At 69.8% G+C, this 15,159-nt stretch carries 12 protein-coding genes; 1 reads left to right on the plus strand and 11 read right to left on the minus strand.

Annotated elements, in window-relative coordinates:
* Positions 1-69: 69 nt before the first annotated feature.
* From M8316_RS15980 to M8316_RS16000, 5 genes are all read right to left on the minus strand, one after another.
* Positions 70-759 (minus strand): TetR/AcrR family transcriptional regulator, encoded by a 690-nt coding sequence (locus M8316_RS15980; RefSeq protein WP_250056182.1) that lies wholly within the window; start codon positions 757-759, stop codon positions 70-72.
* Between the two features lie 637 nt (positions 760-1,396).
* Complete coding sequence (locus M8316_RS15985) at positions 1,397-1,549, minus strand: hypothetical protein (protein WP_250056183.1); 153 nt, start codon at positions 1,547-1,549, stop codon at positions 1,397-1,399.
* A gap of 111 nt (positions 1,550-1,660) precedes the next feature.
* Positions 1,661-4,930, minus strand: coding sequence for a glycosyl hydrolase (locus M8316_RS15990; protein ID WP_250056184.1), 3,270 nt, complete (start codon positions 4,928-4,930; stop codon positions 1,661-1,663).
* A 425-nt stretch (positions 4,931-5,355) separates the two neighbouring features.
* Positions 5,356-6,084 (minus strand): response regulator transcription factor, encoded by a 729-nt coding sequence (locus tag M8316_RS15995; protein ID WP_250056185.1) that lies wholly within the window; start codon positions 6,082-6,084, stop codon positions 5,356-5,358.
* Entirely contained in the window at positions 6,081-7,337 is a 1,257-nt protein-coding gene (locus M8316_RS16000) for a sensor histidine kinase (protein ID WP_250056186.1), read from the minus strand. The genes M8316_RS15995 and M8316_RS16000 overlap by 4 nt, the downstream gene beginning before the upstream one ends.
* A gap of 570 nt (positions 7,338-7,907) precedes the next feature.
* Between M8316_RS16000 and M8316_RS16005 the strand changes: the two genes are divergently transcribed.
* Positions 7,908-8,369: a MarR family winged helix-turn-helix transcriptional regulator gene (locus M8316_RS16005; RefSeq protein ID WP_250056188.1), complete on the plus strand. Its 462-nt coding sequence runs from the start codon at positions 7,908-7,910 to the stop codon at positions 8,367-8,369.
* Here the strand turns inward: M8316_RS16005 and M8316_RS16010 are convergent.
* The 6 genes from M8316_RS16010 to M8316_RS16035 form a co-directional block, all read right to left on the minus strand.
* Complete coding sequence (locus M8316_RS16010; RefSeq protein WP_250056190.1) at positions 8,353-9,549, minus strand: MFS transporter; 1,197 nt, start codon at positions 9,547-9,549, stop codon at positions 8,353-8,355. The genes M8316_RS16005 and M8316_RS16010 overlap by 17 nt on opposite strands.
* Positions 9,550-9,661: 112 nt before the next feature.
* Positions 9,662-10,834 carry an MFS transporter gene (locus tag M8316_RS16015; protein ID WP_250056192.1) on the minus strand — a complete coding sequence of 391 codons (1,173 nt, stop codon included), beginning with the start codon at positions 10,832-10,834 and terminating at the stop codon, positions 9,662-9,664.
* Positions 10,835-10,883: 49 nt separating this feature from the next.
* A complete protein-coding gene (locus tag M8316_RS16020) occupies positions 10,884-11,237 on the minus strand; it encodes a carboxymuconolactone decarboxylase family protein (RefSeq protein ID WP_250056194.1) in 354 nt (117 codons plus the stop codon).
* 137 nt (positions 11,238-11,374) lie between these two features.
* Positions 11,375-12,028 carry a hypothetical protein gene (locus M8316_RS16025; protein ID WP_250056196.1) on the minus strand — a complete coding sequence of 218 codons (654 nt, stop codon included), beginning with the start codon at positions 12,026-12,028 and terminating at the stop codon, positions 11,375-11,377.
* Positions 12,029-12,326: 298 nt separating this feature from the next.
* Complete coding sequence (locus tag M8316_RS16030) at positions 12,327-14,372, minus strand: hypothetical protein (protein ID WP_250056198.1); 2,046 nt, start codon at positions 14,370-14,372, stop codon at positions 12,327-12,329.
* A gap of 131 nt (positions 14,373-14,503) precedes the next feature.
* Positions 14,504-15,157: an ABC transporter ATP-binding protein gene (locus M8316_RS16035; RefSeq protein WP_250056199.1), complete on the minus strand. Its 654-nt coding sequence runs from the start codon at positions 15,155-15,157 to the stop codon at positions 14,504-14,506.
* Between the last annotated feature and the right edge of the window lie 2 nt (positions 15,158-15,159).

A 15,159-nucleotide genomic window follows, 5' to 3' on the forward strand; every position in this document is an offset into this window, starting at 1 on the left:
CTCGTAACAGGAACGCAACGCGCGCGACATCAGCGCCGGTCGTGCGACACCGACCGACGGCGGCCGGCGTCACGGACGCAGCGAGGCCTTCAGGTCCTCCACCCAGGTGGCGAAGTGCTCGGCGTAGGCGATGGCCTCGGGCTCCTGCAACCACTGGTTCTGGAGCCCCTCCACCATGGCGACGACCTCCACGGCGAGCCTGTCGAGGTCGACGCCCGTCCGGATCTCCCCCTGGGCCAGGCTCCGCGTGAACCCCTCGACCAGGAGCTGGCGAGCGGCCCGGAAGTGCTCCCGGGACGTGTGGGCCCCCGGGTGTCCACCCGGAGCCGACTCAGCGGCGATGAGGTGGGTGAACTGCACGTACTCCCACCGATCGAGGTTCATCCTGGCCATGCTCACGAAGGCGTCGAGCACGCCGAAGCCGCTGGGGTCCTCGCCCGCGAACCCGTCGAAGAGACGCTGGTCCGCGATCTCGAGGTGCTCGTGGACAGCGGCGAAGAGCTGGTCCTTGTTGGCGAAGTGGTGCAGCAGGCCGGGCATCGAGAGCTCCGAGGCCCGGGCGATCTCGGCCAGCGAGGCACCGCGGTAGCCCCGTTCGGCGAAGACCTCGGTCGCCACGCGCAGGATCCGCGATCGCGCTGCGCGGCCCTTGGAGTAACCCCGGCCTCGCCGACCGGCGTCGTCGGCGCCCGTGCCGGCGGCGTCCTCACCGGCGTCCTGGCCCGGGAACCGCCGGGTCACCGGAGAAGAACCGCTCATCCGACAACCATAGGGCAGCGCTCGCGCCGACAGCCGGGGCGGGCGGGGACGGTCGCGGCTGCACGTCAGCCCGGACCCTCGCCCTCCGTCGACGACGGCGAGAGACCCGCACGCGGACGTTCTTCATCAGCGGCTGGTCGCTCTGGGTGCTGAAGTCCTCCAGCCCGAGCAGGACGTTCGTCTCGGGCATGTAGCCCGCGACGGAACCCAAGCGCGCTCGGACCGTGTGGGGACTGGTGAGCCAGCGGCCGTGGCGTCGTTGACGATCGGTTCGTGCGGAAGTCTTGGCCAGAAGCCCGATCGAGCCACGTCACCGGAGTCGCAGGCGCCACACCCGCACACCATCCGCCCAGGACAGAGGGAATTTCTCCGGGTGCCCCAGGTAGGAGTCGAACCTACGACCTTTCGCTCAGGAGGCGGCTGCTCTATCCAGCCCGGGCGCAGATGCCACAACCACGTCTCCGCAGGTCAGAGGCGTGAACGCATTTCTGACCTGCGGGTTTCGCCACCCGGGCTCCGTCCGCGCTGTCCGGCTCACAACGGCTGGACTCGGCCAGTAGCGGGAGTCTGTGCGGAATACGTGGGGGAATTCTCGCGCGATGCCGGGCGGCCACGGTACCCACGCTCCCGCCTCGACTCAGCAGATCTGTTCCACTTCGACTCGCCCGAACGCCGCGTCGGCGGCGAGCTCGTTGACAATGATCACCACGTTGGTCCCGTCGGCGCGTGCGCTGGGCACGATGATTGCGTCGCATTCGAGGAACGCGCCATGTGCATGGGCCCGCAGCACGAGCGGTGACGGTCTGAGCTGTCCCACCGTCTGAGGGGGAGGTGACGGACCCCTCGACCGCGAGGCGGCCGAGGGGTCCGCGGGCGATACGCCCCCCATGAGGGGCGCCGGTCAGCCGCCGACCCGCCGGAGGGCGCTGGAGGCCAGCTGGACCCCCGAGAGCCCGTACTCCTGGCTGCCCGCACCGTTGGCACGATTGGCGAGCGTCGAGTCGACCCTGATGGCGATGCGGTTCTTGCCCCGCCGCAGCGCCGTGCCCAGATCGACGGTGTCGGTGAACTGGTCGACCTGGTCGATCACCACGCCGTTGACGACCACCTTCGTCACCATGTCGGCGCCATGGCTGAGCCGCAGCTCCGTGGTACGCAACTTCTGCTTCCACCCGCGAGGCAGGGTGAAGCTGCGTCGGTAGGTGCCGGTCCCGGAGACCTCGTCCATGCCCGCGACTCCCAGCTCCTCGAGCTGGTCGTCCGAGACGGCGAGGTCCGCCCATGCCCCCAGGGACACGTCGTCAAGCGTCACCGTGGAGCGGGACGAGACGGTCGGGTCCGTCTGGTTGGCCTCGGCGTCGGGGCCGAAGCTGGTCAACCGCAGCCGCCAGTCGCCGTCCAGCTGCTTGTGCCGGGGAACGGACTTCACCACCAGCCGACGGCGCGTGCCGTCGGAGAGACGGACGCGGTACGTGCCCGCCTCGTCCGCCACGAGCATCAGCCTGTCGTCCTGCACCACCACTCGCCCGTCACCGGACACGCGCTCGGCGTGCACGCGGCCCGTGGCAGGCAGGCCGGAGGAGTCGGTGACGAGGCCGACGACCTGTCCGTCACCGGCGGCCATGTCGATCGAGAAGGTCACCTGCGCGCCGTTGCGGCGGTACTCGGCGACGGGCGTGACGGAGCCGTCCGTCGGGTCCAGCACGTAGGGCCGGCCGCGCCCGGTGAGCGTGACGTCGCTGTCGTCGACCCAGGAGACCCCCGTGCCCAGCAGGCCCGAGAACGGGCCCGTCCCGCTCCCGGTCCCACGGTGGTCGTGCTCGAGCGCCTCCGCGAGGGTGATGGTGTTGTCCTCGACGGCAGCGACCGTGCGCTGCTCGGCGTCGGCGCCGGCTCCCACGTCGATGGTCATGCCGGCTTCCAGGCCCGATCCGTCCTGCACGGTGATCACGGTCTCGCCGGCACCAGCGTCGTCGGCCAGCGTCGTCCCGCCGTTGTAGAGGTACCAGAAGTCACCGTCGGAGGCCTCGACGTGCAGGTTCTCCAGACCGGGGACGTCGTAGGCGACGGATGGCGTGAGGCCGGCGGTGGCCAGGGCGCTCTCCGCGTCCGCCACGGTGTCCACACGACTCACGCTCGGCATGGAGACGAGCTGCTCCAACGAAGCGGCGAGTGCCTCGTCACCATGGTCGGCCTTGTCGCTGCCGTAGACCCTCTCGGGCAGGTCTCCCACGACGACGACCGGGAGATCCTTCTCGGCATAGCCGAGCAGCCGTTCCGCGGCGTCGACCGAGAGCCTGTCCGCGTTCTTCACGACGAGCGCCTGGTAGGCGGGGCCGTCGGCAGCGAGCACTCCGTCGGAGACGACGGCCTCGTCCTCCATGAGCAGAGGCTCCGAGAGCACGTTGTAGGACCAGCCTCGGTCGAGCAGCCCCTGCAGCGAGTTGCCGCTCTGCAGGGCGTATCCGTCGTCGGTACCGATCAGGACGGCCAGGTCGACGCGCGTGGTGCCGGCCTGGAGGACCGCCTGTGTACGCGCGACCTCGTCACTGAAGTCAGTCACGTCGTCCCACCAGACCTGCCGCGCGTTCATGGAGGTGAAGCCCTGCGTGGTGCCGCAGCAGGCGAAGTTCCAGCCCGGCCAGGCGCTGTTGTAGTCGTTGAAGGTGGTGGCGAACGCGCTGCCGTGCAGGATGGCGCGGTTCACGCCCTGGACGGCAGCGCTGTTCAGCTCGCGGAGCACCTGCTTCCACGGCGAGTTGACGTTGGCGGAGAACGTCACGGCCTCCATCGACAGCAGGTCCTGCCCCGTGAGGTTCGCAGCAGCGGAGAGCAGCCTCAGCCCGTCGCCGGCGGTCGCGTTGTCTCCCTCCGCGATGTCGAGCGCCGTGGCCGCGCGTCCCACGTCGAGTCCCTCGAGGGCATAGCCCTGGGCCCGGTACGTGTAGCCGAGGGAATGAGCCCAGGAGCGGATCAGCCGGGCGTGCTCGTCCTCGTAGAGATTGCCCAGGGTGAGGTTGTAGTCCTCCCGAAGTCGCTCGACGGCCTCCGTGTCGTCGAACAGCTCGGTGGCCTCCGAGGCCAGTGCAGCCGCGAACCTCGTGGGGTCGTAGTCGTTCGCGTCCTCGAACTCGCTGAGGAGGTCTGCGGTCCAGAACGGCGTCTCGTGCGAGAGCTCGATGGAGTCCTCGAAGATGCTCGACCCGTAGGTCCCGTTCTCCCGCATGAGCGCCCTGATGTGCGGGGTCAGGATGTCGTCGCGCCACAGCTTGAACACACGGCGGGCGCCTCCGGCAGAGAAGTAGTTCACCGCGTAGCTGCGGTTGTGCTGCGTGTTCGTCGACTGCGCCTGGGCGGACATCGTCTGCCCGGTGCCACGGTGGTAGGTCCCGACGAGGACGTAGTCGCCGACAGCCAGGTCGTCGCCGGCACTGGGCTCCAGGTCCTGCAACGCGGCGACGTCGCTCAGGTCGGTGACCTCGGTGTACTGCCAGTCGGCCATGCGCACGCGGTTGCCGGCGGCGTCCTGCTTGCCCGACACCTCTCCGGAGGGCTCGGGACCGAACGCGTCCAGCACCTCCTGGTAGTCGACGCCCTGAGCCTCGGCCCAGTCCTCGTCCGGCACCCCCGCCGGCGTCCCGGCGTACCGGACTCCGTCCTGGGTGATGAAGGGGGTACCGCCCGCAGCGTCCGCCGCACTGACCGTGATCGGGGACGTGGCACGGCTGACGTCACGCAGCGACGCGTACGCGAGCGTCGGTTCCCCCTCCTCGTCGACGGCGACGACCTTCGCGATGCTGGTGGCGTCGAGCGTGTCGGTGAAGACGAACGGGGCGCCCTGCTCGTCCTCGACACGCTGCTCAGGCAGCGGAACCGCCTTGGACCCTGCCTCGAGATCTGCGTCGGTGATCTTCGACCACGCCTGGGACGCTTCCTGGGAAGCCTGCTCGTCGTTGGGGTCGATGTTGTTCGTGATCGCCGGCCAGTGCGACGTGATGGTCAGGTCGATCTTGAACCCCCCATCGATGCTGTTGGCGGTCTCGAGCAGCTGCTGGACCACGGCCTGCCAGGCCTCGCTGGCGAACCCGACCGTCTCCGCCTCGTCGTTGCTGTAGCTGGTGTTGTCAGCGATGAAGGCGACCTCCACCCCGCCGAACCCACCGGCAGCCATGTCTCTCACCTGCTTGTCGACCAGGGCGAGCCCTTCCTCGGAGGTACCGGCCCCCGCATCCCCGAACCACATCCGGGCCATCGGGCGACTGTCCAGGTCCGGAGAGCGGAAGGCGTCGACCACACCCGTGCCCGTCGTCTCCGCGGTGGACACCCGGCTCGAGGTCGGGGGCGCGGCGACGGCACCCACCGGCGTGGTGAGCGGGAGCACGGTGGCCGCGAGTCCCCCTGCGATCGTCACCGCTGCTGCGCGGCCGGAGAGTCGGCGTGCTCGCCTTCGTCTCGGCGCCCCTGGCTGGTGATCGGTACGTGTCATCGTGGCCCCTTCTCGTCGGTGGCCGCGACTGAATCGATTCACACGGCGGCCGTGGACCATCCTGGGGTCGATGTGGCGCACGCCACATCCTGCACTGGGCGGCAGTTGAGCTACGTCCGACGACGTACGTGACCGCGGGGGCTGCTTTCGTCGACCGGACCAGCGCCCGGCACCACCAGTCCGCTCTCGTAGGCCACGATCACCAGGGCCGCCCGACTCCCGACCTGCAGCTTCGCCAGCATTCGACTCACGTGCGTGCGTGCCGTGGCGGGAGACATACCCAGCACGTCCGCGACGGTCTGGTTGTCAGCACCTCGGCCCACGAGCTCGAGCACCTCGCGCTCGCGCTCGGTCAGCCGGGCGACCGCGCCCGGCAACGGAGCATTCTCACCTCGGCCTCCGACGTGGCGGACGAGGGCGCTCTGAGCCGCAGTCGACAACGCCGAGCCGCCCTCGTGCACCGCGCGGATCGACGCGGCGATCTCGGCCGCGGAGGCGCTCTTGCCCAAGAAGCCCGCTGCACCTGCGCGCACCCCGCGCAGCACGTTCTCGTCCTGCTCGAACGTGGTGAGGAGCAGGACCTTCATCTCAGCCAGGGCTGGGTTGGCCGAGAGTCTCGCCGTCGTACGGATGCCGTCACCCCGGGGCATGTTCACGTCCATCAGGACGACGTCGGGGAGGAGCTCCATGGCCTGCCGCTCCGCGCCCTCACCATCGCCGGCTTCCCCCACCACCTCCAGGTCCGGCTCCGCGTCCACGATCTGCCGGACCGCCGCGCGGATCAGGTGATGGTCGTCCACGACCAGCACCCGGACCACGACCTGAGCGAGCTCGCTCATGAATCCTCCCCTCGCTCCGGCAGGACGACGGACACCTCGAAGTTCCGGCCCCTCGAGATCTCCAAGTGCCCGCCCTCTTCCGTCAACCGCTCGCGAAGGCCCTGCAAGCCGTGGCCGGTGCCCGGGCCGGCCGTCGGGGCTGCGGCGTTGCTGACGCACATGCGCAGCTCCTGCTGAGAGCGGGCCACCATCACTCGGACGGGCACCTCCGGCTTGCCATGCTTGAGCGCGTTCGTGAGCAGCTCCTGCAACGATCGGCCCGCTGCCAGGGCCATGTGCTCACCGATGCTGCCCAGCTCCTCGATCCCCTCCGCGCGGACATCGAGGCCGCACCGCCTGAACTCAGCCACGACCTCGGCGACGTCGGCGCCCACAGGTGCCTGGACGCCGCCCTCGTCGCGCAGCCTTCGCAAGAGGGAGTCGATCTCGGTCAGTGCGGCAGCTGCCGCCTGGTCGATGCCTGCCAGCACCTCCGCGGGCTCCGTCCGGCCGGGGGCGCCGCGCCGATGCGACCCACCCTCGTCCTCGAGGAGAGCACGACGAGCCGCTGCCGCACTCAGGTGGACGACGGCGAGGTGATGCCCGACGGCGTCGTGCAGATCGCGGGCGATGCGGAGCCGGTCCTCCGCCACCCGGGCCTGGGCCACCGCAGCCACGGCGGCAGCGCTGCTGCTCACTTGTCTCTCAAGGCTCCGACGCAGCCGCTCGTGGAGGTGCCTCCCGTTACCCAGCGCCAGCGCCAGGAGCCCGGAGACCAGCACCCAGACAGGGGCGAAGGCGAACGGGCGCCAGCCGGACACCCAGACCTCACCCAGGTAGACCCCGAGCACGGCCGCCGCCACCCACGACCCCGCCCTCCTCAGGCCACGCTCCGCCGTCACGACGAAGGCGAGGTAGAGGGTGGCGTAGTGGTAGCCGCCGCCAGGCAGCTCCCACAGCACGGAGGCGCCCTCGGCACAGGCACAGACGAGGAGCGCCGCTCGAGCGTCCAGATGCCTGAGCACCAGGCCGAGGAACACGATGACGAGTACGGCACCCTCGAGACCGGCGGGCCCTCGCACGAGGACCTCGTCCTCCGGCGACGGCGCCACCAGAGTCGACCAGGCCACCAGACCGGCGACCAAGAACGTCCAGGCAGCAGAGTCGACACCGAAACCGGTCTGCTGAGGCGACCGCTTTCTCCGTGACGCGCGGGCGTCGCGCGAGTCGGCGATCCAGCCGGTCCCCCGGTGGACCGAGGTCCAGCGGTCCACTATGGCCACGTCGCACACCTCCGCTGCCGCACAGACGACTCCAGGCCGACTGAAAGGTTTCACAATCGCGGCCCATTGTGCCTCACTGTGACCTCCAGCACACCTAGCCGTACCAGTTCCAACGCGAAGCGCCGACCTCGTTCTCGCGTGGACCCTGACGGCCACCGACCTGGCACGGCCGGTCTCGACGGCGCCGCGGACAGGGCGCCGGACGATCGCGAACTCGTCTCGAGCCCCCTGATCCGCTCGCGTGCTGCGCGGAGCTCGGCGGACTCGCTGGTACTGACGCCCGCCATCACCCGATCCGGGAACCACCCGTAGGGGCAGATCAAAGCTGTCACCTGTTCGTGCAGCACGCCCTGGAGTGGGTCGATTCAAGACTGTCGGTCACGAGCCTCGGACCTGCGAGGGGTCTGCGCCAGAGGGCAGCGGTGACGCCGGCACGCTCGGCGAACCAAGAGCCGGAGAGTGTTCGACACTGCGCCGCGGCCGGGCCGGCGAGGGAAGCACGAGCGGCCCGAGCGCGTTACCGTGAGAGACAGGACAAGGACGGAACCGAGAGGTGGTCACGTGACCGAGCAGCCGCAGGACCACGCCGTGACGTGGGCAGCCCTCGATGCGCTGCACTGCACGGTCTCCGCTGCCGTGGCGGACGCGTTGTCGGCCACGGGTCCGGTGACCCTGGAGGAGTACTCGGTGATGCGCCTGCTGGCGGCCCGGGGCTGCTCGCAGCTGAGGATGAGCGCGGTGGCCGAGGCCGCTCGCCTCTCCAACAGCGGCGCCACCCGGCTCGTCTCCCGGCTCTCCGAGCGCGGTCTGGTCAGCAGGCAGGTCTGCGACGACGACCGGCGGGCCGTGCTCACAGGCCTGACCCCGACCGGCCAGCAGGTCCTGGAGGACCTGGACGTGGCCGTCTCCGCAGCAACGCAGAAGTCGGTGGCCGATTTCTCGACCACCGACCTCCGGGACCTCGGTGCAGCACTGGTCGGCCTGTTCCCGTCGCCGACCGCCGGTCTCAGCCTGCGGCGTTGACCACCTCGTCGCCCTCGACCCGAGCACGATCGTCGGGCGAGGTCGTCCGTCCTCGCTGCGTGAGCATGATCAGCAGCGCGGCTCCACTGAGCACGACACCGACCCAGAGCGTCGAGGTGTAGCCGAGCCCGACGGCGATGGCGATGCCGGCGATCCAGGCACCGACCGCGTTGCCGAAGTTGAAGGCCGCGATGTTCGCCCCCGACGCCAGGGTGGGCGCGGACGGGGCCCAGCGCACGATGCGCACCTGCATCGTCGGGATGAGTCCGAAGGCGAAGCCGCCCATCGCGAACAGGCAGATCGCGCTCGCCACCTGGCTCTGCACGGTGAGCGCGAAGACGACGAGGGTGACCACGAGGCCGGACAGCAGCACGAGGATGGTGCCGTCGAGGTCACGGTCACCGAACCGGCTGGCCACGGTGTTGCCGACGACGAGCCCGAGGCCGAAGACGACGAGCAACCACGGAACCGCTCCGCTGGAGTAGCCCGTGACCTCGGTGAGCGTGAAGGCGATGTAGGTGAAGCCGCCGAACATCCCGCCGAAGCCGAGGACGCTGATCGCCAGGGACGAGACGACCTGGGGGTGGCGGAAGATCGCGAGCTGCTGCCGACGGGGGACGACCTGCGAGGACACGGCGGTCGGTCGCACCAGGGCCATGATGCCCAGGGCGGCGACGACGCCGACGACCACGATCACCCAGAATGCAGTGCGCCAGCCCCACGTCTGGCCCACGAAGGTGCCCAGGGGCACGCCGAAGACGTTGGCCGCCGTGATGCCGAGGAACATGATGGCCACGGCCTTGGTCCGCCTGCTCGCGTCGACCATGTTGGCCGCCACCACGGAGCCGATGCTGAAGAAGACGCCCTGGCAGAGTGCGGCGACGACCCGGCTGCCGAGCATGATGCTGAAGTCGTCCGACGTCGCCGAGACCACGTTGCCGACGAGGTAGAGCGCCATGGAGCCCAGCAGTGCCGTCTTGGGCGGCACGCGCTCGAGCAGGGACGAGAGGAAGAGGGCACCGATGACCACGCCGAGCGCGTAGCCGGTGACCAGCCATCCCGCCGTGGTCTCGCTGATGGCCAGGTCGGTCGCGATCTCGGGGAGCAGCCCCATGATCGCGAACTCCGTGAGGCCGATACCGAACGCAGCCACGGCCAGCGCGACGAGTCCGAGCGGCATGAGTTCTCCTGATGAGCGTGAGGGGAAAGATCATTTTCAGCGTAGAAAGGTTTCAGACTGAAAGCAATTTCCTGAGACTTGACGCCCGTCACTCCTCCACTCACTCCCCCACTCACTCCCCTGCAGGGCCGCCTGACGGGGTCGCAGCCGGGCGGCCCAGCGACTGCAGCGCCAGGACGCCTGCAAGCGCACCGACCGCCAGCAGCCCGTACGCCCACCCCCAGCCGGCGACCCGCGCGACCTGCGGGACGACCAGCAGGGCGACGGCGGTGGTCACGAACCCGACGGCGAGCTGCGTGGCCGCAGCGGCACCGACCAGCCTCGGGTCGGCCCTGTCGACCAGCAGGGCCGACAGCTGTGCCGAGTCCGCGATCACCCAGAAGCCCCACCACAGGCACACGGGCAGCAGGGCCCAGGCGGGCGCCTGGTGCAGCAGGCCGGCCGCAAGTGCCGCGGGCGCGCTGCACACCAGCGCGAGTCGAGCCGCCCGCAGGTGCCCCAGGCGACCACCGATCGCCCCTCCGGCCAGGCAGCCCAGGGCACCGGTCGCGACGACCGCGAAGACGGCGAGGGAGACCTGCGCCGACCCCCTCGAGCCCGCAGCCCCGGCCAGGAAGACGGGGAGAGTGCCCCACATGGCGTAGAGCTCCCACATGTGACCCGAGTACGCGGCGATCGCCAGGACCACGGGACGGTTCGACAGGGCCGCCCGCAGCTCGGCGCCCACCACGCGGGCGCCGCGGGGGTGTGGGAAGGGTCCCGGCCGACCGCCGAGGGCGAGCACGGCCGCCCCCGACGCGGCGAGGGCCGAGGTGCCCACGACCACCTGCCGCCAACCCGGAGCGCCGAGCCCCGCGACGAGGTACGGCAGCGCCGACCCCGTCGTCATCGCCGCGATCATCCAGGCCAGGAGCTGCCCGCGTCGCTCGCGCGACCACGTCGTCACCTGCTTCGTGGCCGTCGGGTAGACCGCACCCAGGCCCATCCCGGTCACGAACCGGGTGAGGACCGCGAACGCAGGACCGTCAGCGACCAGAAGACCCAGGTTGACCACCGCGGCCAGTCCGGCCCCACCGGCCAGGAGCAGGCGAGCGTCCACGCCGTCGGCCACGCCGGTGGCCGTGAGTGCGAGCGCGCCGGTCGCGAAGCCCAGCTGCACGGCGACAGTGAGGAGCGAGACCTGGAGGGCGCTCAGGCCCCACTCGCTGCGCAGCTGCGATCCGACCGCAGCGCCGGAGAACCACACGCTCAGCGACAACAGGGTGCCCAGCGCGAGAACAGGCACCCCCGGGACGCGGCCAGTGCGACCCAGGGGCGCCCGCCGGTGACGCGTGTCAGTCAGCAGCCTTCTCCGCACCGTGGGAGAACTTCTCCGCCACGAACCCGTGGGCGAGGCCGGCACCAGCCCGCAGGGTCGCGGCCACCATGATGGTCTCGGCCAGCTCCTCCTCAGTCACCCCTGCCTCCCGGGCAGCGTTGCTGTGGTCCTCGAGGCAGTAGGGGCACTGCGTGGTGAGTGCGACCGCGACCGCCAGCAGCTCCACCGTCTTGCGCGACAGCACGCCATCCTCATTGCGCAGCGACGCCTGGTTGAACTTCATCCACGCGTCGAAGGCAGCAGGAGCCCCCGCGCGGATCTTCGCGGCGAACTTCGGGTCAGTGTGCTCGTGATAGCTCATGCCCAACATGTTTGCACACTGAAACTTTTTCTCCAAGGAAATATGGGGTCACGTCACCCGGGTCGGCCAGCCGGCGGCCAGCAGGGCTGGCGCGCGATCCTGAGGACCCCGGCACCATCGTGCCGGGCATGCCGTCCATGACCAGCTCATGGACGAGCGGGTCTGCTGTACGGATTGGTGACATGGCTTGGCGCGCCGCCTGGGGGCGGTCGACGTGCACACCGTTCTCGTGCCTCATCTGTGCCCCACGGCTCGGGAATCCGGGTGTTTTTGCTGGAGTCGGGGTCTGTGGATCTGTCGCGGATGTTCCCTGTTCGAGTCGTGGCTGTCCTCACCTGGCGAATGGACTCGCGACGGGTCCGCATGACGAGGTGACGGGCGGCACGATCGCCGATTTGTGGCGCGGCCGCGCGGATCTCCTGCCACATCGCCGAGACCACGTCCTCGGGTTGGCACACCTCCGCAAGGTCGTGTGCCGTCCGGCAGATCCCGCCGGCGAGCAAGGTCAGCACCGCCAGGGCGGCCGGCTGCTGGTCTCCACCTCGCTGACAACCGATGGCAGTGAGCCCGGCAATCGCCGGCCGGACCGGAACGTCGGTGCTGTGCCAGGCCATGACGACGCCGTGCAGGCCACCGAAACAAGCCAGCCGCTCGTCGGCCATCCGCCACTGGTGCCACAGGATACCGTCGCCGAGCTCGGCGTTGACGTGCTCGCCGACCGAGGCGAGGAGGTGGGTCAGACGGCTGCTGGCGTCTGCGGAGAGTGCGTGGCCCTTGCGGGCCGTCGGAGCGAGGGGCATCGGGGCCTCCGATGGATGGGGTAGTGAACCCCTCCATCAGGGCCCTCACCACTCACCACCGCTCTCACCACCGCTGATGAGACCTCACCCCAGGTCCGCACCAATGCCAGCCTGCGCGATGGCCAGGACGAGAGCGAGCATCACCTGCCCACCACCCTTCTCCGCCTCACCGCCTCTCGACCTCCTGGCCCGTGCGCCGGGGGGGGTGAGGATGCCGTGCGCCTTGGACGTGACCCGCAGCGCCCGACGTAGGTCCGGCGCATCCGTGTGCTGCGTGCTCGGCGAGCCGTGTTCGTGGCTAGTCGGCGGTGGGGTAGCGCGGCGGCTCATGCGATCTCCGTCTGGCCGCTACGAGACCGCCTGCCAGCGCCATCATCAGGGCCGAGGCGGCGGTCGCGGTCACCACCAGCCCCAAGTGCCACGGACTTCGACCGAGACCACCGATCACTGTGTAGGCCTCCGCGACGAGCCAACCGACCCAGGTAGCGAACACGAGCGTCACCGCCCCCGCGAACGCTTGGCCCCAGAAGTGCAGGGCTGGCGCCCTCGTGTGGCCAACGGCCGAGAGCCGCATGTGATAGCGAGAGAACCGGTCACCCTCACCAGCAGTGGACAGCCACCACAGCACCAGGCCGGCGGCTGCACCCATGGCACTCGTGGCAACCAGTAGACGCTGAGTGGGCGCGATCATCGGCAGGTAGGTGCTCGCCTCGATGTTTGCCACGGTGGCCAGCGGAGCCTGCCCCATGACCGCTGAGAAGTACCCATCAAGATCGTCCGCTGGATGGACCAGCAGCTCCGGGTCGCGCAGGGGCTCCTCGACGGTACTCGGGTCCGCAGCCACGATGCGGGTGCCCACCAGCCTCCACGTGTCGCTACCACCGATGGCGATCCGGTCAGCGGTCTCGGGTCGTCCGAGCGGTACGACCTTGAAGACGGAGTTGGGCACGCACACGGCGGCCAGCGCGTCGCCCGCGCCCGCGTCGACAGCGCCCAGGCTGCGCGACAGGTCCTCGCAGGTTCCAGTGGCAGTTCGATGCCGCGGCGGACCGTTGAGCAGCACCCGGGTGACGGCCGGGATGGAGGCAACGGCTCGAACGGAGTCGTCCTCCGCCACCGGGAACGTCACCGAGTACTGATACCCCAACGGTCCTGCAGTGGACGTCGCTCCCAGATCCGTGACCACGCCCGCTGCCAGCCACGCACAGGTCACTGCCACGAGGAGGCCGGCGCCCGCGGCAGCCAACGCATCCCGGTCCCAGCCCACTCGCTTCAGGGCCAGATGAGCGCCGACGCCGCGAGCACGCGACCCCAGGGTGTCCCCCAGGCGGCCGACGACCTCTGGGAGGATCAGCACGCCCCCCACCAGGGCGAGCGGGGCTCCCAGGTACAGCGCCCACACGGCCCCCGAGGCGTGCCCGTGTCCGGTGAGGGCGCCAGGGACCACTATCCCGAGCAGCAAAGCTGTGCCCGCCACGAAGGGGACCCTTCTCCAGGCCCTCAGCGGGAGGGGCCCGCGGTCGTCGCCGGCAATGGCGGCGACGCGCTCAGCCGACCCACGCGCTGCAACGATGGCCACGCCACCAAGAAGGCATGCCGCCACCACCGCACTAGGAATCAGCGGCAAGACGGTGGGCGGCGGAAACCAGGAGAGCCCCAGCACTGCATCCGGCTGTGACAGCAACACCGCCGCGGCAGCCACCGGCAGGGCCACCACAAAGCCCGTCAACCCGCACCACACTGCATCAGTCGCGGCCGCCCAGCTCAACGTCCTTCGGGAGACGCCGAGTCGAAAGAGCCTGCGCATGGAGAGACCGCGAGCGAGGACCGCACCACGTGCCACAGCACGTTGCAGGAGCAACGCGGGCATGCCCGCCAGTCCCAGGATCAAGGCCAGAACCACGAACGAAGGGACCGTCGGCCTGCCGGCCACGTCCGCGTTCTCCCCCCACCCGTCCGCGCTGTACCAGGTTCGTCCAGCTGATGTCCGAGCGACGTAGACAAGAAGCTGGTCGGGCGACTGGAGGCCGGCGGCCGATATCGTTCCGGTGATCGACCCCGGGACCCGAGACGCCGACGACGTGTCCGTGTCGAGAGCATCACGCACGGCGGGCGAGACCCAGACCTCCCCAGGTTGTGGAAAGTGATCGAGCCCAGGTGGAGCCGTCGGGTCTCCGCTCGCAGCGACGTAGATGGTCGTCCAGACGTCGCCGTCGTACGGAACGTCAGTCTGCGCGACGTGGAAGGTCGTCTGCGCTGCACCTGCTGGGTGAGGTTCCTGCGCAAGCCCCCGGTCATCTCGGTCTCGGCTGCCCACCCACATGGCCACCGCCAGCAGCGCCACGAAGGAAGCCACGGCGGCGGCGACAACACGTTGGCGGCGCAGGTACCGGGTACTCGCGTCCGGGCGACAGAACCAGGCCCATCCCAGGCCCATGCCCTCATAACGCTGCCTGAGGGCAAGAAAGCGAGGGCTCAAGCGACCCGCCCGTCGGCCAGACGCGTGATGACGTCGCACTCACCGGCTATGGCCATGTCGTGGGTGACCACCATCAGCGTGGTTCCTTGCTCACTGGTCAGCTCCCGTAGCAACCGCATCACCGTTGCCCCCGCCTCCGAGTCCAGGGCCCCCGTGGGTTCGTCTGCGAGCACCATCCGCGGGCCGTGGACGACTGCTCTCGCCACGGCTGCACGCTGCCGCTGACCACCTGACACCTGGGACGGAAGGCGTTCAGCCACCTCGTCCAGCCCCAGCCGCTCGAGCAGCGGCAGAGCGACACCACGCCACGGCCTCGCCAGCAGACGAAGCGGTAGCTCGACGTTCTGTCGGAGGGTCAGCTCGGGGAGCAGCTCCGCGCCCTGGAAGACCAGCCCCATCTCGGCCAACCTCAGGGCGGCCCGCTGATCGTCATCCATCGCCCTCAGCGAACGTCCGAACCACATCACCTCGCCGGAGGAGGGCGCGAGTATTCCTGCCGTCAACGCCAGCAGCGTGCTCTTGCCGCTGCCGCTGTGCCCGACGATGGCCCGTCGCTCACCACTATCGACCCTGAAGCTGACACCTGAGACGACGTGCACCTTCTCGTCGAAGGAGAACGAGACGTCTTCCAGGTCGAGCGCCACGACCACGG

The organism is Nocardioides bruguierae (genome assembly GCF_023554635.1).
GTDB lineage: Bacteria > Actinomycetota > Actinomycetes > Propionibacteriales > Nocardioidaceae > Nocardioides > Nocardioides bruguierae.